The organism is Thalassospira sp. SN3W (genome assembly GCF_038070535.1).
Lineage (GTDB): Bacteria > Pseudomonadota > Alphaproteobacteria > Rhodospirillales > Thalassospiraceae > Thalassospira > Thalassospira xiamenensis.
Genome location: NZ_CP121124.1, coordinates 1,509,980 through 1,529,075, shown reverse-complemented (window position 1 = coordinate 1,529,075; position 19,096 = coordinate 1,509,980). Strand labels below are relative to the sequence as shown.

Here is a 19,096-nt window from a genome sequence, read left to right as displayed (position 1 = left end):
CTTTACTGGGTCAGGGTTTTGTATTTGTCGGCGACAACGCGCGCGATCATGCGCCATTCGTCAAGCTGGTCAGCTTTGCCGATGGTTTTCAGATATTCCATGTCGATATGGCTTTCGACCTGTTTGCCGGTTTCTTCGGCGGCAACCTGCCGGGTGAGGTCCTGTGCGACATAAATTGCGGTAAGGACGTTCATTTCGCGATGCGGGGTATCCATCGGGCGGTGGTGATAGGCAACGGCCTGTACCACGGGTGCCGGGAAGCCCCATAAACCCAGAAGATAGGCGCCTATTTCCGGATGACCGGCGCCGAACTGTTCGATTTCGGCCTGTTCGATGGGGATATGTTCCTGTTCGACCCGGTCAATCACCTTGGCCATTTCGGCATTGCGGTTGGCGTAAAGGATCAGGCTGCCGACGTGGCTGAGCATGCCGGTCGAGGGAACAGCGTGGCAGATGGCGCGCGGCAGTTTTTCATATTCGGCAATCAGGGCGGCGGTGACGCCGATCTGCTGGCTGCGATGGCAGAGGCGCAGCAATTTGTCGGCTTCGCTTTTGGGGCCATCAAATCCGCGGAAAATGCCAACAAAAAGGGCCAGTGCTTTTAGCGTCTCGGTCCCGATCATGCGTACGGCATGGGAGACGGAACTGATTTTCTGGGCGATGGCGAAATAGGCGGAGTTGGTCAGTTTCAGGACTTCGGCGGTCAGGGCTATATCGGATGAAACGATCCGGGTGATCTGATCCTGGGATATTCTCGGGTCTTCGAGTGCCTTGACCAGCCGAAGGTAAGTATCGGGCGGGGAACTGAGTGTGTCGATGCTGGCAACGAGGGACCGCAATTCCGGCCGGGTCAGCAGACTGCGCAAATCAAGCGCGTTTTCGATGGTTTCGATCAGCACCAGGTCTTCGCACGGTTTGGCAAGATATTGATGGGCTGGCCCTACGGTACGCAGAACGGCTTCTTCCTCGGCGAAGCCCGAAAGGATGATGCGGGTGGCGTGTGGATGGGATTTTTGCAGGGTGCTCAGCAACGTTGCGCCATCCATACCGGGCATCCGCATATCCGATACAACCACATCGAATTCTTCGTGACTGGCAAGTTCAATGGCGGCAGCCGCACTGGTGGCAAAAACCATGTGCCAGTCCGGACGCATGCCGCGCAACCGCCGCCGCAGGCCGTTCAGGATGTTTTCGTCATCATCAACGAACAGGATATTGTTCATAAAATAGGTCCATGCCACGAGAACTGACTATGAATTTGGTGATTTTGTCCGCCAGATCAAAGGTCTCGATCACATTTAAATAAAATTGCAGGAAAAGATATTCTGCACGTTCAGGATGTGATGGCGCATTTCGGCGGCGGGCCGCGAGTCGTGCACAGGCGATACAGGGTCGATCAATGCCGCATCGAACAGGCCTTGGGCGAGCATAATTGTTTTACAATTTATGTTGGCTGGTTGTTGGAAAGCGCCCGGCAAATTCCAAGATGTCATATAGTGTCAGAAAATAACGGGCCCGGCCCGGCTATACTAATTTTGTAACGTTGCATTTTGCGGTTGGGGCAGGTTGCTGGGGGATTGATTCTATCACATGGTGTCACGACCGGAGCTGATTGAGGCGATCAAAAAGCATCAGCGATATGTTTTAAAGCAGCCCGGTGGCAAGCGCATGCAGCTTCGCAACGGGAACCTTTCGCGTATCAAAATGAGCAAGATCAGCCTTGAAGACGCCATCCTGCCCGGAGCAAACTTCATCCAGGCCGTGATCAAGGATGTCAGTTTCAATTTCTGTGACCTGTTTGGAACCAACTTTGTCGAAGCCGATCTTGAAGGATCAAGCTTTGAGCGGGCCGATTTGCGCGGGGCGAATATGGCGCGGGCCAAGTTGCGAAACGCCAGTCTCAAGGCGGCCGACCTTCGGTCCGGAGTGATGATCGTGATGGATGCCGGGCGGGAACGCCGGGTCAAACGGGCCACCGATCTTGGCAATGCCGACATGGCAGGGTCGGTGATGGCGGGGGCCAATCTTTCGGAAGCCAATATGTCGGGTTCCAGTCTGGTGGATGCCGACCTGAGTGATGCGAACATGTTTGCCGTCAATCTTGCCGGGGCGGATTTAACGGGCTGCAATCTTTCGGGGGCGAAGATGAAGAACGCCAACCTCAAGGGGGCGAAGCTTCATAATGCAGTTCTGGCCGGTACCGATTTAAGCGGAGCGAACCTTCGCAATGTCGATCTGAACGGTGTCGATCTTTCGCAGGCCAATACCGCCAACAGCCTTGGCAGCAAGGCAGTGGCCCCCCTGCCCGAAGATATTCGCGATCTGGTCAATGCACATAGCGAATGGCTTTCGACCGGTGGACGACAGGGCAAGCCGTTGGATGCGAACGGGCGTGACCTTTCGGGGATGGATTTTTCGGGCCTGGATCTTTCGGCGGCATGTTTTGAAAATTGCGTTTTACGCGGTGCGTTGTTCGTCGATACCATTCTTGCCATGGCATCACTGCGGCGGGCAGACCTTAAACTGGCGAAATTCAATAGTGCGATATTAAACGGTGTGCGGTTGAACGGGGCCAACTGCCAGAAGGCGATATTCCAGGGCGCGCGGTTTGGTGCCGTTGAACAACGTGATGGCAATGGGCAAAAAACAGGTGTGATCTGGTATGCCGATCTGAGCGGTGCGGATTTTTCCAAGGCCGATATGCGCAATGCCAGTTTCAGTCAGCCAAAGATGGCGGAAGTCAAAATGGTGCGCGCCAATATTTCCGGCGTTGCATTTGGTGAAACGGACCTGAGCAGTGTGGATTTTGCCGGGGCCAATGTGGCCGCGGCCCTGAATGGGCGTTTGCCCGATCACGCCTGATTTTGAAGGTCGGGGGTATCTGTAAAAAAAACCGCCTTTCGGGTGAAAGGCGGATTTGATCTTTTGGGGTCTGGCAAGCTGATCAGCTACGGTAATCCGCATTGATCGAGATATAGCCATGTGTCAGATCGCAGGTCCAGACGGTGGCCGTGCCATCGCCAAAGCCAAGATCGACATCGATATCGATATACTGGCCCTTGATGTGGGCTGCGACCGGGGCTTCGTCATAATCGGCGACGCGTTCGCCGTTTTTCGCCAGAACAATGCCACCGATGGAAACGGTCAGTTTGTTCGGGTCGGCCTGCACACCGCATTTGCCAACCGCCATGACGATGCGGCCCCAGTTGGCGTCTTCACCGGCAATCGCGGTTTTGACCAGCGGAGAGTTCGCAATCGCCTTGGCGGTGATTTTGGCTTCTGCTTCGCTGATGGCGCCGGTGACATTGACGGTGATGAATTTTGACGCCCCTTCGCCGTCGCGCACGACCTGATGGGCAAGATCACGCATGACGTCTTCAAGCGCGGTTTTGAAACCGGCCAGTGCCGGATCATCAATACCGGTGACGGCGGCATTGCCCGCCTTGCCGGTTGCCGCCAGAAGGACGGTATCAGACGTCGAGGTATCGCTATCGACCGTGATCGCATTGAACGACCGGTTGGTGCAATCGGCAAGCAGGGATTGCAGCACGGCATGGGGCACGGCGGCATCGGTAAAGATGAAGCCCAGCATGGTTGCCATGTTCGGTTCGATCATGCCTGAACCCTTGGCAAAACCGGCAATGCTGACCTTGGCACCGTGGATGGTGGCGGTGGCCGATGCGCCCTTGGGGAAGGTGTCGGTGGTCATGATCGCCTTGGCGGCATCAAGCCAGCCAGCGTCATTTGCCAGAAGATCGGGCAGGGCATCGGTGATGCGGTTTGCGGTGGTCGGCTCCCCGATGACACCGGTGGAGGCGGTGAAAATCTCGGTCTTGTCGCAGCCCAGCGCCTTTGCGGCGGCTTCGACCTTGTCTGCGACGAATTTTTCGCCCGCCTTGCCGGTGAAGGCAACCGAGTTACCGGCATTGACAAAGAATGCCCGGCCGGTGCCGCCTTTAAGCGCCTCGCGTCCCCAGCGAACAGCGGCCGATGCCGTGGTCGAGGTGGTGAAGACACCCGCAACCTGTGTGCCCGGTTCGAGTTCGGCCAGAAGGACATCAGGGCGGCCCTTGTAGCGGATGCCAAGGGTCACGGTATGCAGTTTGACACCGGGAATTGCCGGAAGATCGGGGAAGCTGGCCGGGGCCAGCGGAGAAAGCGACGTCGCAACCATCTGTTCAATTTCCTTCGTTGAACGTAACCCTGCCATTAATCCAAAGGTAGCGCATTTGGCACGGGTGGATGACAAAAAAAACGGGGCGATGCCGGACGGCTCACCCCGTTTTGGATCTCAGCTTTGAAACCGGTTAAGCCGTGGGGCTTAGTTTTTCGGGGTTTCTGCGCTGTCGTCTGTGGCCGGGGTTTCGGTGTTGTTCACCACCTCGGCATCGGATCGAAGTTCTTCAATCAGGTCCTGAACGGCCTGCTGGGTGACTTCTGCTTCCATCTGCTGACGGATTTCTTCCAGGGTCGGCTGTACGCCGTCTTTTTTCTCTTCAACCAGGATCACGTGCCAGCCGAACTGGGTCTGAACCGGTTCTTTGCTGTATGTGCCCGGCTCCATCGCGAAGGCAGCTTCGGCGAACGGTGCGACCATGTCGCCCTTGTTGAAGAAGCCAAGATCACCACCATTGGGACCGGACGGGCCGGTTGATTTTTCTTTGGCGAGTTCGACGAAATCGGCACCGTCATCCAGCTCGGCAATCACGGCTTTGGCGTCGTCTTCGTTTTCCAGAAGGATGTGACGCGCGTGAACCTGCGGCTCTGGCTCGTTGGTTTTGATGAATTCGTCGTAATGGGCTTTGATCGCGTCGTCGGTGACTTTCTCGGCGATTGCGCGTTCAAGATAGGTTTCGGCAACGAGGCGGCGCTCAAGAGCTGCGAGCTGATTCTTGACCTCTTCATCGTCGGCAAGACCCGCATCCTGACCGGCAAGCATCAGCAGGCGCTGATTGATTTCGCGGTCGACAAGCATCGGCTTGAGCATTTCAAACGGGAGCTGGCGATACTGTTGGGGCAGGCCCTCTTGTGTCGCGCGCACTTCGGATTCCAGGATTTCCTCGCCATTGACGGTTGCAAGAACCTGGTCTTCGGCCGGTGCAGCGTCCTGTGCCATAACCGGGCTTGCAAACATGACGGTCGCAAGTGACGCAGCGAGTAGGGTTTTGCGCAGCATATTTTCTCCAGACTTTTCATTTAAGGGGGATTTTTCCCCATGCCTCACCCCACGGATAAATCACATCCGGTCGTGACACACAAGGGTTCCCCTCGGATGTCACGGTTTTTTCAAAGCAATCTGGCTAAAATGTGAAATGCTGATGTAGTGCGGAAAATATAATGGCGCGGGCAAGGGTGATTTCGCGCCCTTGCCCACCGGTTTCTGCCAGAATCCAGAAATAGCCTTCAGGCGCGAACGTCAAAAAAGACTTCGCCGACGGTGCCGGTGGTGCCGTCATCGCGCTCAAATTGTGATTTAGCAACCAGATCACCACCGATCAGGCGCTGATCAAGCGGGGTGATCATTGTCAGCGAAATCGATTTGATGCCTTCGCTTTCAAGCGAGCTTTGGCTACCATCAGCACGCAGCAGGACCAAAGAGGAAAAGACCTTGTCCTTATTGTCTATCACGCCATCATTGTTGTCGTCATATTTGGCGAGTTCGGCAAAGCCGTCCTTGGCACCGTTTTGATCGCCAAACAATTCGGTGCCATCATTGATGATGCCATCATCGTTGCGATCAAGCGCCAGAAGTGCGTCATTGCCGCCGATCCATGCGGTTTGATCAACAGTTCCATCGCCATCAATATCGAACTGTTTGTTATCATTGACGTGTGAGGTGGTGATGCCGTCCCCGTCAAGATCAAGGATGAGCGGATCTTTCTGATAGACTTGGGTGATTTCAATGCGGATCATTTCGATCTGGGCGCGGAATTCCGAGATCGAGATGTTCGCGCTGCCTTTGATCTTTGAGAAACGGCTTTCGAGCTGGGTCAGGTCAAGCTTGAAGCTTTGTGAAACGATCGACATCCCGCCAGCAGATATGACAGATGTTTCGTTGGTGGCATTTAAAGACAGTTCTTGCACTGAGACCGAGGCGGCGGTGCCATCCAGATTTGAAACGGCGAGCCCTTCGGGGGTATTTCCCGTCATGGAATTGGCAATTTCGCGTGCCTTTTCCGGGGGGATTCCCATCATCGCAAGAACGATGAAAGCCTCGTTATTCATGCGCTTTTGCGCATCGCTAAGCGCAGGTTTCATCAGGTTCAGAACGTCAAGTGCGCTGCTTTGAAATTCAAAAACCGGCTTGTCGAACTCTTCGACGGTCGATTTCAGTCGTTCATTGGCTTCTTGGCTGATCTCGATATTGTCGATGATGCTTCGCGTCCGGGCGATGTCTTCTTCTAGCTGCGCGGTGCTTTTGGCTTCGTCAACGACGTTCGTGACGACATTAGGTGTCGCAGCGACATAGCGTTCTGTCGCGTCGGCAGGAGAATTGGAGATATTGATTTGTCCAAACATTCAGCGCCTCCTTCCTGAAGGGCTGCGGGATGGGGGCAATTGCTGCGGCCCCATCCCGTGCTGCTATGGTCAGGCCAGAACGTCCTGTTCCTGGCTTGGGTCAATTACGGAGACGGTTTCGCCGTTCGGCAACTGGAAGGTGGCACCGTTTTCATCCTGTCCGAAACGGCCCATCGGCATCAGCATGTCGACCGACAGTTTCAGCATCGGATCACCAGAACCGTCTTCGGCCATGGTTTCGGTCACGCCACGTACGACCAGAGTTGCCTGTTCCATGATCTGGGCATTGAGTTTGGCCATGCGGCTGGCGAGAATTTCCTGCATGCTGGCGTCTTCGGTGGTGCCATCTGCATTTTCTTTGCCGTCGGCGGCCGGTGCGGCCCCGGTGGTATCAAGCATCAGATCGCGGATGAAGTCAGCGACTCCGCTGCCTTCCATATCAAACAGAAGACCGCCATTACCGGCACCGGCCGGATTCCCCAGCATATCGACGAGATTGCCGCCGCCAAGGCCGTTCATCACGGTACCAAGCGCGCCCATCGCCGCCCCCATGCTGTTGCCAATGGCAACGGCTTCGGTTCTGACAACCTGGATCTTGGAGGCCTCGTAATTGAATGAAAACTCGCCGGTGTCGCTGTTGATGTTGATATCAAGAGACTGCATCGCCATCATCGCGGACTCGGAAACGCCGACACCCGCACCATTGGCACCTGCATAGGAAATTTCGGTGCGCGAGTGACTTGCGATGGCCTGCTGGAAGGAGAAATCGATCTGGCCGTCATCAGCAGCCATTTCGCGGATTCCCTTGAACATCGCGTTGGTCGCGGCAAGGGCTTCCTTGTCATCCATTCCGGCCAGTTTGAACATTTCGACCATGTCATCCTTGATCAGCTCAAGGGCGGCGTCGAGCGCCTTGGCGAAAAGCTCGTCGGTGGTCATCGGTTCGGATTTCAGGGATTTCGAACCGGCAGCCTGCAACGGGTTTTTATCCGCATTGCGTGCGGCAACCGCATCCTCGGACAAGTCAACAGGATCAACAACCGGGGTCGGATTGCCACCGGTTTTGCCTGCATTCTGACCAGCCTGACTGCCAGATGTGGCAATCGGCTGACGCGCGTCGGTCAGGGATGATTGTCCCTGTCGAAAGGGATTAAGCGTGGAGAAATCCACCATTTCCTCCTCCTGAGGCTTCTTTCGCGCAGGGCACCCAAGCCCTGAGATATCGCGAAAAAGATGAGCTACTTGCTCTGAAATTCAAAGTTGAACACAGATCATACGTGTTTTTTGTGATTTCCTCAAGCGTGAAGGAAGTGACATCTGCGTGTGCAGGCAAAGGTTGTATAACTGCGTGCCCTTGGTCGGGACTTTTTGCGGCCATAACCGCCCTAACATTAGTGATAATGGTTCGTTCCGTTGACAGATGGCAGACAGGGTTCTATCTGTGATCGGGCCTCGGTATATAGCCGTTGCCCCATAACTGTTTTTTCATTTGTTCAGGAACGTTTTAATGCTCGGCGTAATTGCCCGGAAAATTTTCGGTTCAGCTAACGATCGTGAAGTCAAAGCCCTGCGGGCCACGGTCGAGCAAGTCAATGCCCTGGAACCCGAAGTCGAGAAGCTTAGTGACGACGAACTGCGCGCCCGTACCGATTGGCTGCGCGAACGTCTGTCCAAGGGCGAGACTCTGAAGGATATTCTTCCTGACGCATTTGCCACCGTTCGCGAGGCCGCCAAACGTGTCCGCGGCGAACGTCATTACGATGTGCAGCTGATGGGCGGCATGGTTCTGACACTTGGCAAGATCGCCGAGATGAAAACCGGTGAAGGTAAAACGCTGGTTTCGACGCTTCCGGTTTATCTGAACGCGATCGAAGGCAAGGGCGTCCATGTTGTGACGGTCAACGATTACCTGGCGCGTCGTGACGCGGAATGGATGGGGCAGGTTTACGGCTTCCTGGGGCTTTCTGTTGGCGTGATCATGCATGGCATGACCGATGACCAGCGGCGTGCGGCCTATGCATGCGATATCACCTATGCGACCAATAACGAGCTGGGCTTTGATTATCTGCGCGATAACATGAAGTTCCGCCTTGAAGACATGGTGCAGCGCCCGTTCAACTTTGCCATTGTCGATGAGGTTGACAGCATCCTGATTGACGAAGCACGGACGCCGCTGATCATTTCCGGCCCGGCCGAAGACAGTTCGGAGTTGTATCGCGCGATTGATGCGCTGATCCCGAAACTGACCGAGGACGATTACGAGAAGGATGAAAAGGCACGTGCCGTCACCCTGACCGAAGATGGCACCGAGAATGCCGAGCAGCTTTTGCAGCAGATGGGCATCCTGACCGAAGGCACGCTTTATGACGTTGCCAACGTGCATCTGGTGCATCACGTCAATCAGGCGCTTAAGGCGCACAAGCTGTTCCAGAAGGATACCGATTACATCGTCAAGGACGACAAGGTCGTGATCATTGACGAATTCACCGGCCGCATGATGGAAGGCCGCCGGTATTCGGACGGTTTGCATCAGGCGCTGGAAGCCAAGGAAAAGGTCAAGATCCAGAACGAAAACCAGACCCTGGCATCGATCACCTTCCAGAACTATTTCCGTCTTTATCCGACCCTTGCGGGCATGACCGGCACGGCAATGACCGAGGCCGAGGAATTCGAGGAAATCTACAATCTTCAGGTTGTCGAAATCCCGACCCATCGCCCGATTGCCCGTAAAGACGCCGATGATGAAATTTATCGGACGGCCAAGGAAAAATGGAACGCGATTGCCGATCTTCTGGAAGATTGCCACAAACGCGGCCAGCCAGCCCTTGTCGGCACGGTGTCGATTGAAAAGTCGGAAATTCTTGGCGCGTTGCTGAAAGAACGAAAAGTCCCGCACGAGGTCCTGAACGCCAAACAGCATGAACGCGAGGCGTTCATCGTGGCACAGGCCGGTGCGCCGGGCGCGATCACGATTGCCACCAACATGGCCGGTCGTGGTACTGACATCAAGCTTGGTGGCAACGTTGAAATGCGTGCCGAGATCGAGCTTGCCAATATCGAAGACGACGCAAAGCGCGCCGAGGGGATCGAGCGGATCAAGGCCGAAGTCAAAGCCGACCAGCAGAAGGTTCTTGATGCCGGTGGTCTGTTTGTGATCGGTACCGAGCGCCATGAATCGCGCCGCGTTGATAACCAGCTTCGCGGTCGTTCCGGCCGTCAGGGTGACCCGGGCGGATCGAAATTCTTCCTGTCGCTTGAAGATGACCTGATGCGCATTTTCGGGTCCGAGCGCATGGACGGGATGCTTCAGAAGCTTGGCCTTCAGGAAGGCGAGGCGATCTATCATCCGTGGATCAACAAGGCGCTTGAAAAGGCACAGCAGAAGGTCGAGGCGCGTAACTTCGACATTCGTAAGAACGTACTGAAATTCGATGATGTGATGAATGACCAGCGCAAGGTCATTTATGAACAGCGCCGCGATCTGATGCAGGCCAAGAATGTTGCCGAAGATGTGGCGGATATGCGCAGCGAGGTCGTCGAGGACCTTGTGACCAAATACTGCCCGGAAAAGGTTTATCCGGAACAGTGGGAAGCCGCCAGCCTGCATGAAGAATGCACACGTCTGTTCGGTCTTGATCTTCCGGTGGCCGAGTGGGTCAAGGAAGAAGGCATTGATGTCGAAGTCATGCGCGAGCGGATCGAGCAGGCGGTCGAGAGCAAGATGGCAGCCAAGGTTGCCAATTATGGTGCCGATATCATGCGCCAGGTTGAAAAGAGCCTTGTGCTTCAGCTGCTTGACCAGACATGGAAAGAGCATCTTCTCGCCCTTGACCATTTGCGTCAGGGCATCGGGCTTCGGGCTTATGGCCAGCGCGATCCGTTAAACGAGTTCAAGCGCGAGGCGTTCAACCTGTTTGAAGGCATGCTGGTGACATTGCGCGAACGCGTGACCCAGATGCTGTCACATGTTGAATTGCAATCGACGCCCCGCCCGGAAGATCTGGAACCGCGCCGCGCGCCGCAGGAAATGCACGAAAATCACCCGGAACCCGAAGCCATGGCAGGTGAGGGGGGTGACAGCGCAACGGTCCATTCGCGGGCTGCATCGGGTAATGTTGATCCGAACGATCCATCGACCTGGGGCCGTGTTGCACGCAATGCCGCCTGCCCGTGTGGATCAGGCAAAAAGTACAAGCATTGCCACGGTCAGCTGGCGTAAGACAGAAATCATAAATTAATACAAAGCCCGGATTGTTGATCCGGGCTTTTTTCATGATGATGGAAGACAAATACTGCCTGAACGGAACAATGAGACCGAGGAGTCCCAAGTTTGGGATCGGGCAGGTTGATTGATAATTTGTGTGTTGTGGGGAACCGGACTTGAAGCTTTCATTCGATCAGGTCAGGCGTCGGGCGAAATCACTTGAGCGTCAGGGAAGCAAGAACGAGGCGATCAAGCTTTATGAAGAGTTCCTGGAATCCTATCCGAAAAATGAACGCGCGCGAAAGGCACTTGCCGAGCTTAAGCTGCCAGCGGAAGTCGCCAAGGGTTCGTTGCAGGAGAAAGTGACCGCAGTTCGCAGGTTGTTTGACAGCGGACAGATCCAAGCGTCATTTGATGCGGCGAACGCGGTGTTAAAAGAAGTGCCGAATTCTGGCGTGGTTTGGAATCTGCTCGGCGCGGCGGCCTTTGGCCTTAAGAAATTCGACCTTGCCGAGCAGAGTTTCCGCAAAGCGGTCGAACTGGAACCGGAAATTACCCAAGCCCACGCCAATCTGGGGGTTTTGCTGTATCAGCAGGAAAGGCTTCAGGCCGCGTTGGAAGCCTTTGCCAACGCGATCAAAACCAATCCGCAATATGCCGAGGGATACAACAGCATCGGCGGCATTTACCACAAATTGGGTAAATTTGACGCGGCGGAGAAATACTTTGTTGGGGCGATAAAGGCCAACAAGAACTATGCCGAAGCCTATTATAATCTAGGCAATACCTTCTTCAAAAGCGGCAAGATCAGTGCTGCGCAGCAAAGTTTTGGTTTTGCGGCACAGGTTCAGGGCGAGAATATGCCCGCCATGTCGCAAAAGCTTTATATGCAGGCGCTGTTATGTGACTGGTCGGGAATTGCCGATTTTGAAAAGCTTGCGCCGCGTATCGGTATTGAAGGCGATGCCGTCGAGCCATTTTCCATGCTGTCATACGATGACAATGCAGAACGCCAGCAAAAGCGTGCGGCCAATATGATCCGCAAACGGTGTCACGTGAATGCGGTGCCGTTGCCGGAGCGACCGGTGGCCCGATCGGAAAAAATCAAAATCGGTTATTTTTCAGCCGATTTCCACGATCATGCGACGCTTATTCTGATGATCGGATTGCTTGAGCATCATGATCGCGAGAAGTTTGAAATTCATGCCTATAGCTATGGGATCGTCAAACAGGGTGTCAAACGGGACCGATTGAGCAAGCTTGTTGACAGCTTTGTCGATATTTCGATGGCGTCCGATCCGCAGATCGTGGCGGCCGTCAGGCAGCAGAAAATTGATATCGCTGTTGATCTGAAGGGCTTTACCCGTCAGGGGCGCAGTGGGCTTTTTGCCTATCGTTTGGCACCGATCCAGATCAGCTATCTCGGCTATCCGGGGACGCTTGGCGCAGATTTCATGGATTACATCGTTGCTGACAAGGTCATCATTCCTGACAATCTGCGACAGTTTTACACCGAAAAAGTGATCTATCTTCCCGATAGTTATCAGCCCAATGACCGTAACCGCATCATTCCCGAAACAACAACGACGCGCAGCGACTTTGGACTGCCCGAAAAGGGTTTTGTGTTTTGCTGCTTCAATAGCAATTACAAGATAACGCCCAGAGAATTCGATATCTGGATGCGACTTTTGGCGAAATATGACGACAGCGTTCTTTGGCTGTTGAACGCCAATGAAGGCGTTCGCGAAAACCTGTTGCGCGAGGTCGAAGCCAGGGGAATTGCACGGGAACGGATCGTATTTGCCGAACGGTTACAAGAGCCCGAGCATCTGGCACGCCACAAACATGCAGATCTGTTCCTTGATACATTTAATGTCAATGCGCACACAACAGCGAGTGATGCGCTTTGGGCCGGGTTGCCAATTGTGACAAAAACCGGGGAGAGCTTTGCGGCGCGCGTTGCGGCAAGTCTGCTTTGTGCGGTTGGATTGCCTGAGCTGGTGTCAGAAACCGAAGAGCAATATGAAGCGTTGATCATTGATCTGGTGGAAAACCCCGGACGGCTTGCTCAAATCCGCCAGCAGTTGATCGATAACCGTTTAAGCGCGCCGCTATTTGATTCGGCGACTTATACCAAGCATCTGGAAAAAGCATATGTTGAGGCATATGACCGTTATTTCGAAGGCAAAGAACCAGATCATATTTTTGTTTCGTAAGGTTAGGGGGCTGAGCCCGGGATAATCACCGTGCCGGGACTGCGCCTGATGGTGAAAATGGGCCTTGGGACGAGGCATGACGATTGAAAAATCACAGAGATTTTCCGGGCTTTTTGTGTGGTAAAAGTTGTTTCCAGACGGACGGAGCAATTAGCTTTATTGTAACCGTAGTCGTATAAACGGTTAGATATTTGAGGTGTGTCGTCGTTCGGGGGATGCTGGTGAATTATGTTGCGGGTTGTTTGGAGAACGGGGTTTGAAGCTTACATTTGATCAGGTCGCACGACGGGCAAAAAAGTTGGTGCGCGACGGGGAAGTCGGGCAGGCCGTCGGGCTTTATCAAGAGTTTCTGAATGCTTTCCCGAAAAACGAACGTGCACGCAAAGCCCTTGCGGACCTGACTGCGCAGAGACAGGATCAGGGACGACCATTGCAGAAAAGACTTGAAGAAGTTGTGAGTCTTTTCGCGAAAGGGCAGGTAAGCCAGTCATTTTCGGGTGCAAGCGCGCTTGTGGAAGAATTCCCTGATGCGGCGATGGCCTGGAACATCAGAGGTGCATCAGCCTTTCGTCTCGGATTGCTTGATGTTGCCGAAGACAGCTTGAAAAAATCAATCGAACTTCGCCCGGATTTCGCACAGGCACTTTCAAATCTTGGCACGCTTTATTTCCATCAGGGCAAGATGGACGCCGCATGCGAAACCCTGGTTGCGGCGATTAAAGCAAATCCGGATGATGCAGAAGCCTACAACACGCTTGGTGGTGTGCTTTACAAACTTGGCAGGCTGGACGCGGCCGAGGCATATTTTGTTCAAGCGGTCAAAGCCAATCCAAAATATGCCGAAGCTTATAACAATCTTGGAACTGTCCTGTTTGACAAAGGCAAGCTTACCGCAGCGCAGGAGGGTTTTGCCTTTGCCTGCAGGATGAGGACGGATTATTGGAGTGCCCTGTCCCAGAAGCTTTATATTCAGGCCATTCTATGTGACTGGTCGGGAATAACCGAATTTGAACGGGTTGCGGATCGGATTGGTAAGCGAGATCAGGCCATCGAGCCCTTTACCATGCTGTCCTATGAGGATGATCCGAAGCATCAGCTTCAGCGGTCACAGGCATATGCGCGTACCAATTTCCATAAACCACCACAGCCGGTATTTGGAAAACCGAAAGAGAAAACGGCCAAGTTGAAAATCGGCTATTTTTCTGCCGATTTTCATAACCATGCGACCGTATCCCTGATGATGGGGCTGTTTAAGCATCATGATCGCAATCAGTTTGAAATCCATGCGTTCAGTTATGGTCAAGTCCAGCAGGGTCAAACGAGAGACCGGTTACTGGGTCTTGTGGATTCTTTTGAAAATGTGTTCGGGGTTTCCGATGAGGAAATGGTGGAACGCGCACGCCAAAAGGATCTGGATATTGCCATTGAACTGAAGGGGTACACCCGCCAAGGCAGGACAGCGGTGTTTGCCTATAAACTGGCGCCGGTCCAGATGAACTATGTCGGTTATCCGGGAACATTGGGCACTGATTTCATCGACTATATCGTGGCCGACAAGGTTGTCATCCCGCAGGAATACAAAGACTGTTACACGGAAAAGGTTATCTATCTGCCCGACAGTTATCAGCCAAATGACAATTGCCGGGAAATAGCAGATACAAAGACGACCCGCGCGGATTTCGGATTGCCCGACGACGGGTTTGTTTTTTGTTGTTTTAACGGCAATTACAAAATTACCCCGCGAGAATTTGATATCTGGATGAGGTTGCTCAACAAGGTTGAGGGAAGCGTTCTTTGGCTGTTTCATTCAAATGACTGGGCGGTGAACAACCTGCGCCGCGAGGCAAAGGCACGTGGTGTTGACCCGGACCGCCTGGTCTTTGCGCAAAGGCTTCTTGAGAAAGAACATCTGGCGCGGCAAAAGCATGCCGATCTGTTTCTTGATACCTTTAACGTCAATGCACATACGACGGCCAGTGATGCACTTTGGGCAGGCTTGCCGGTCATTACACGGCCCGGAAAACAGTTTGCTGCGCGCGTCGCAGCAAGTCTTCTGCATGCAGTTGGCATGACGGAGCTTGTGGCCAGAAGTGATGCGGATTACGAAGAAATTGCCCTTGATCTGGCTTTGAATCCGGAAAAGCTGGCAGATATTCGTCGTAAACTGGCCGAGAACCGTTCGACGCATCCATTGTTTGATTCCGAACGTTACACACGTCATCTGGAGGCGGCCTTCACCCATGCATATGACTTGTATCGCGAAGGTAAGGCGGCGCAGGATATCGAGATCAAATAGGGTAGCGTTACAAATAGGACTGAATGAGAGCGACGACGACTATTGCGGCTGATGCACGTTTCAGTATGCGTCAGTCCTCTTTGTTGGCGCGGGCAGATGTTTGGTTAGAAACGTAGACATTGGTGCCAGAATTTCCCGGTTTTCTGTCAGGATACTGCCCAGAGCAATGAGGGTTCCGGCATGGCCGGTTTCGGCGATTTCAATCAGTTTCGTGTTCGGGGCGAGTTCGGCCAATCGGCGGGAATTGCGGGGATAGACCGTGTGATCGCGGTTGCCGGTGATCAGAAGCATCGGCGGCATGTGGGATAAATCCTGCTCGACCGGCTGGCTTTGGGCGGCGGGGGTATCGCCAAAGGCGATTTGGGTTGCCTTGACGTCGTAGGGATAGAAATCATAGGGGCCGGAAAGTCCGATGATCCCGGCAATGTCGTTGGCGGTCATCGCCACGGATGCCAGATAAGATTGATCGGCCACCAGTTGAACCGCGTTATAGGCACCAGCGGAATGACCGGCCAATATCATCGGGGTCGCGGTGATGCGGTTTGGATGTTCCTGGCCGTACTGTTTCAGAAAGGCGAGGGCTTTTGCGCCGTCCTTGATGAATTCCGGGAAACGGATTTCAGGCACCAGACGATAATCGGGGATGGCGACGGCATAGCCCATTTCGGTAAAGCGTTTGGCGACGAAAGCGTATTTTGCCTTATCGCCCGAATCCCATGATCCGCCATAAAACCAGACGATCAACGGGGCCGGTTTTGTGCGATCAGCAGGCAGATAAAGATCAAGTTTCTGGCGATCCGCATCGCCATATCGCAGATCGGCAAGGGTCGGCTGATAGTCGCCAGCCTGAAGGTGATTGAATGCGGCGAGCTTATCGCAACCGGCGAGAAACAGGGCCGCGATCAGGGCATTTGCCGTCAGTTTGAATACGCGCATTGTCACCGTAAAACAGATATTATTGATTTGATTTTGACTGTTGTACGCGATAGCCCGCTATCGGGTTCTTTTTTATTTCAGGGAAATATGACGCAAAGGATATTGCCGTTTCAACCCGGATCGGGAAGGGGCGGGTATCCGTCAAATGCATCTCTTGGCGAAAGCCGCCATGCAGGATAAAACAATCGCATGACCATTCAAAATCCAGAAAGAGGCTGCATGTCGGTGGACTTGCGGCAGGGAAAAATCCCCGAAAAAACGGTGTTTGTCAGTGCGGTGGCGCTGGTGGATGCCGATCATCGTGTCTTGATCGCACAACGCCCCGAAGGCAAATCCATGGCGGGGCTTTGGGAATTTCCCGGCGGCAAGGTCGAGGCCGGCGAGACGCCGGAGATGGCATTGGTGCGCGAGCTTAAGGAAGAGCTTGGCATTGATATTACCGAAAGCTGTCTGGCACCTTTTACCTTTGCGTCATTTACCTATGATGATTTCCATCTGATGATGCCGCTTTATCTGTGCCGGGTCTGGAAAGGGGAAATCACCCCGATGGAAGGCCAGCAGGTAAAATGGGTGCGCCCGATCCGGTTGGGTGATTATCCGATGCCGCCTGCCGATGTGCCGCTGGTGGCGATGTTGCGCGATTTTCTGTGACGATCCGACCCCTCTTGGCGGTCGTATTTGAATACTGAGTTCAAGTTTGCGAGGTTGTGATGTCTGAAGCGGTTCGGGCCTGTCTGATCATTATCGGCAATGAAATCCTGTCGGGACGGACCCATGACAAGAATCTGCCTTATCTGGCGGAGGAGCTGAACAAGCTTGGCATTCGCCTGGCAGAAACGCGGGTGATTCCCGATATCGAAACCACGATCATCGAGACGGTCAATGAATGCCGGGCAAAGTTCGACTATGTCTTTACCACGGGCGGCATAGGTCCGACCCATGATGATATTACATCGCCCTGTGTGGCGCGTGCGTTCGGGGTCGAGATCGAACTGAACCCGCAAGCGCATGAATTGCTGAAAAGCCATTATGAGAACCCTGCCGACCTGAACGAGGCGCGGCTGCGCATGGCGCATATTCCGGTGGGGGCGGAGCTGATTGATAACCCGGTTTCCAAGGCACCAGGGTTCCGGATGGAAAATGTCTATGTCATGGCCGGTGTGCCGATGATCATGCAGGCGATGTTCCAGGGGATCAAACATCAGCTGACCGGCGGGCGACCAATGGTATCGCGATCAGTTGGCGGTTATATCCCGGAAGGCACGATTGCCAAGGTGCTGGGCGAGATCCAGCATGATTTCCCCGATACTGATATCGGGTCCTATCCGTTCCTGCGCGAAGGGAAGCTGGGCACGACGCTTGTGGTGCGGGGCGAAGAGGCCAAGGATGTTGACCTTGCATCAGAGCGCATTCGCGCGGTGATCATTGAGCTGGGCCGCGAGATTATCGAAGATAGTGGTGCCGTTTCGTAACGTGCGGATTGCGATTGATCATTTTGGCGGGGCTATCATTGCGGCTATGACAATCGTTTGAGGGTGCGTTGGAGGGACCGGTATGACAGGTGACCCGAAGGAAACGGATGAAATTCGCAACAGCCGGGCTGCGCGCGAAGCCCGGTCGATTGTCAAATTCATGATTGAACATACCGCCTATGGCGGGTTCGGGGCGCTGGTTTTTGGTGCCTTGGTGCTGTTTTTTGATATTGGCGGGATTTACAGCCTTGCCATGGCATCACGCGATGCGCCGATCTTTATCATGTTGCTGTTTTTCGGGTTGTTCATCACGTTTGGCGGCATCAGTCTTGGCATCGGGATCATGAATCTGGGCGGTTTTTCCGATAACGACCGTTATGAGGACGAACGCAAAAGCCACCGGAATGACCGCAATGACGGCAGGGGCGAATAAAAAGGTTCTAGGGCCGATCTGCACCACTGCGCGCGCGCAGGATTTTGCCGATGATCATGCCGCCAATCCAGAATGCCAGCGGAACGACAAAGATATAATCAAACATCGGGTGCGTGGTATCGCCCCCGGAAATCGCCAGAATGTAGCCGACCCATGCCGCAGTCAGCAGATAGCCCATGATCTTGAAATAGTGACCGTTCGGCAGGCTTTTCTTGGCGGGTTGTTCGGGATTGGTCGGTTGGCCTTTGTCGGCGGACATCGGGGTTTCCTTTGATGATCGAATTTGGTTAGCGTTCAAGCGTCAGGGCAGCCGGATCGATGCGATCCTGCCAGCCTTCGCGGACGAGTTCGGGAACGACGTGGTCTTCTTCGGGATAGCCGATGCACAGATAGGCGATCAGACGCCAGTGCGACGGAACGTCTAGCGTTTTGAGAACGGTTTCGGGTTCAAGGATCGAAACCCAGCCGACCCCGATGCCCTTGACGCGCGCGGCCAGCCACAAAAGCTGTACGGCGGCGACGGCGGAATAATCGAGCATTTCGGGCATGGTTTTGCGGCCCAGTCCCATGCCAGCCTCGGTGTCCTCGTCGGCGAAAACGGCGAGCTGCACTGGGGCCTGATCCATGCCCTGCAATTTAAGCGACGCATAAAGTCTGGCACGTTCGCCGTGATAGTCGTTAAGCGCCTGCTGATTGGCGCGTTCGAAACTGTCGCGGATGGCTTTGCGGCGGTCGGGATCGTTGACCTTTACAAAGCGCCATGGCTGACAGTTGCCAACAGATGGCGCAAGGCAGGCTTCCTTGATCAGGCCGTCGATGTCTTCCTTGGGGATCGGGTCGGTGCGAAAACGCCGCACGTCACGCCGCCATAACAACAGATCGATGAACTGTTTTTGAAAGGTGCGATCAAACACCGGCGGGGTCAGTGTATCTGTCGCGGTGGGCGCGTTGGGCGCGTCGGACGTATCGGGCGCATCGCGATCGGATCGGGTCATGGCGCGAACCTGCTGGTCTTGGCGG

The 19,096-nt window shown here is 54.3% G+C and carries 15 protein-coding genes; 7 read left to right on the top strand and 8 right to left on the bottom strand.

Going from position 1 to position 19,096, the window contains the following annotated elements; translation table 11 throughout:
* Window positions 1-2: 2 nt before the first annotated feature.
* Entirely contained in the window at window positions 3-1,223 is a 1,221-nt protein-coding gene (locus tag P8T57_RS06835) for a response regulator (RefSeq protein ID WP_037987020.1), read from the bottom strand.
* A gap of 367 nt (window positions 1,224-1,590) precedes the next feature.
* Between P8T57_RS06835 and P8T57_RS06830 the strand changes: the two genes are divergently transcribed.
* A complete protein-coding gene (locus P8T57_RS06830) occupies window positions 1,591-2,862 on the top strand; it encodes a pentapeptide repeat-containing protein (RefSeq protein ID WP_063094297.1) in 1,272 nt (423 codons plus the stop codon).
* An 82-nt stretch (window positions 2,863-2,944) separates the two neighbouring features.
* Here the strand turns inward: P8T57_RS06830 and argJ are convergent, their stop codons facing one another.
* The 4 genes from argJ to P8T57_RS06810 form a co-directional block, all read right to left on the bottom strand.
* Window positions 2,945-4,174 carry a bifunctional glutamate N-acetyltransferase/amino-acid acetyltransferase ArgJ gene (gene argJ / locus P8T57_RS06825; RefSeq protein ID WP_341364974.1) on the bottom strand — a complete coding sequence of 410 codons (1,230 nt, stop codon included), beginning with the start codon at window positions 4,172-4,174 and terminating at the stop codon, window positions 2,945-2,947.
* Window positions 4,175-4,321: 147 nt separating this feature from the next.
* Window positions 4,322-5,176 carry a peptidylprolyl isomerase gene (locus tag P8T57_RS06820; protein ID WP_114093504.1) on the bottom strand — a complete coding sequence of 285 codons (855 nt, stop codon included), beginning with the start codon at window positions 5,174-5,176 and terminating at the stop codon, window positions 4,322-4,324.
* Window positions 5,177-5,403: 227 nt separating this feature from the next.
* Window positions 5,404-6,519, bottom strand: coding sequence for a hypothetical protein (locus P8T57_RS06815; protein ID WP_341364973.1), 1,116 nt, complete (start codon window positions 6,517-6,519; stop codon window positions 5,404-5,406).
* Window positions 6,520-6,588: 69 nt separating this feature from the next.
* Window positions 6,589-7,692 (bottom strand): hypothetical protein, encoded by a 1,104-nt coding sequence (locus P8T57_RS06810; protein WP_341364972.1) that lies wholly within the window; start codon window positions 7,690-7,692, stop codon window positions 6,589-6,591.
* Window positions 7,693-8,026: 334 nt separating this feature from the next.
* Here P8T57_RS06810 and secA point away from each other — a divergent pair, with 334 nt between their 5' ends.
* The 3 genes from secA to P8T57_RS06795 all read left to right on the top strand — a co-directional run bounded on the left by secA (window position 8,027) and on the right by P8T57_RS06795 (window position 15,235).
* A complete protein-coding gene (gene secA, locus P8T57_RS06805) occupies window positions 8,027-10,738 on the top strand; it encodes a preprotein translocase subunit SecA (protein ID WP_037987025.1) in 2,712 nt (903 codons plus the stop codon).
* Between the two features lie 161 nt (window positions 10,739-10,899).
* On the top strand, window positions 10,900-12,939 hold the full coding sequence (locus tag P8T57_RS06800; RefSeq protein WP_341364971.1) for a tetratricopeptide repeat protein: 2,040 nt from the start codon (window positions 10,900-10,902) through the stop codon (window positions 12,937-12,939).
* Between the two features lie 256 nt (window positions 12,940-13,195).
* A complete protein-coding gene (locus P8T57_RS06795; protein WP_341364970.1) occupies window positions 13,196-15,235 on the top strand; it encodes a tetratricopeptide repeat protein in 2,040 nt (679 codons plus the stop codon).
* 60 nt (window positions 15,236-15,295) lie between these two features.
* Here the strand turns inward: P8T57_RS06795 and P8T57_RS06790 are convergent, their stop codons facing one another.
* On the bottom strand, window positions 15,296-16,171 hold the full coding sequence (locus P8T57_RS06790) for an alpha/beta hydrolase (protein WP_341364969.1): 876 nt from the start codon (window positions 16,169-16,171) through the stop codon (window positions 15,296-15,298).
* Between the two features lie 219 nt (window positions 16,172-16,390).
* Between P8T57_RS06790 and mutT the strand changes: the two genes are divergently transcribed.
* The 3 genes from mutT to P8T57_RS06775 all read left to right on the top strand — a co-directional run bounded on the left by mutT (window position 16,391) and on the right by P8T57_RS06775 (window position 18,076).
* Window positions 16,391-16,822, top strand: a complete 432-nt coding sequence (mutT, locus tag P8T57_RS06785; protein WP_007091683.1) for an 8-oxo-dGTP diphosphatase MutT — start codon at window positions 16,391-16,393, stop codon at window positions 16,820-16,822.
* A gap of 59 nt (window positions 16,823-16,881) precedes the next feature.
* Window positions 16,882-17,643, top strand: a complete 762-nt coding sequence (locus P8T57_RS06780) for a molybdopterin-binding protein (RefSeq protein ID WP_063094312.1) — start codon at window positions 16,882-16,884, stop codon at window positions 17,641-17,643.
* Window positions 17,644-17,725: 82 nt separating this feature from the next.
* The gene (locus tag P8T57_RS06775) at window positions 17,726-18,076 is read left to right on the top strand and encodes a hypothetical protein (protein WP_007091681.1); all 351 of its coding nucleotides are present in this window, start codon (window positions 17,726-17,728) and stop codon (window positions 18,074-18,076) included.
* A gap of 7 nt (window positions 18,077-18,083) precedes the next feature.
* Here P8T57_RS06775 and P8T57_RS06770 read toward each other — a convergent pair whose 3' ends face one another.
* Together P8T57_RS06770 and bluB are read right to left on the bottom strand one after the other, a co-directional pair.
* On the bottom strand, window positions 18,084-18,335 hold the full coding sequence (locus P8T57_RS06770; RefSeq protein ID WP_007091680.1) for a hypothetical protein: 252 nt from the start codon (window positions 18,333-18,335) through the stop codon (window positions 18,084-18,086).
* 28 nt (window positions 18,336-18,363) lie between these two features.
* Entirely contained in the window at window positions 18,364-19,071 is a 708-nt protein-coding gene (bluB, locus tag P8T57_RS06765; protein ID WP_341364968.1) for a 5,6-dimethylbenzimidazole synthase, read from the bottom strand.
* Window positions 19,072-19,096 lie beyond the last annotated feature (25 nt).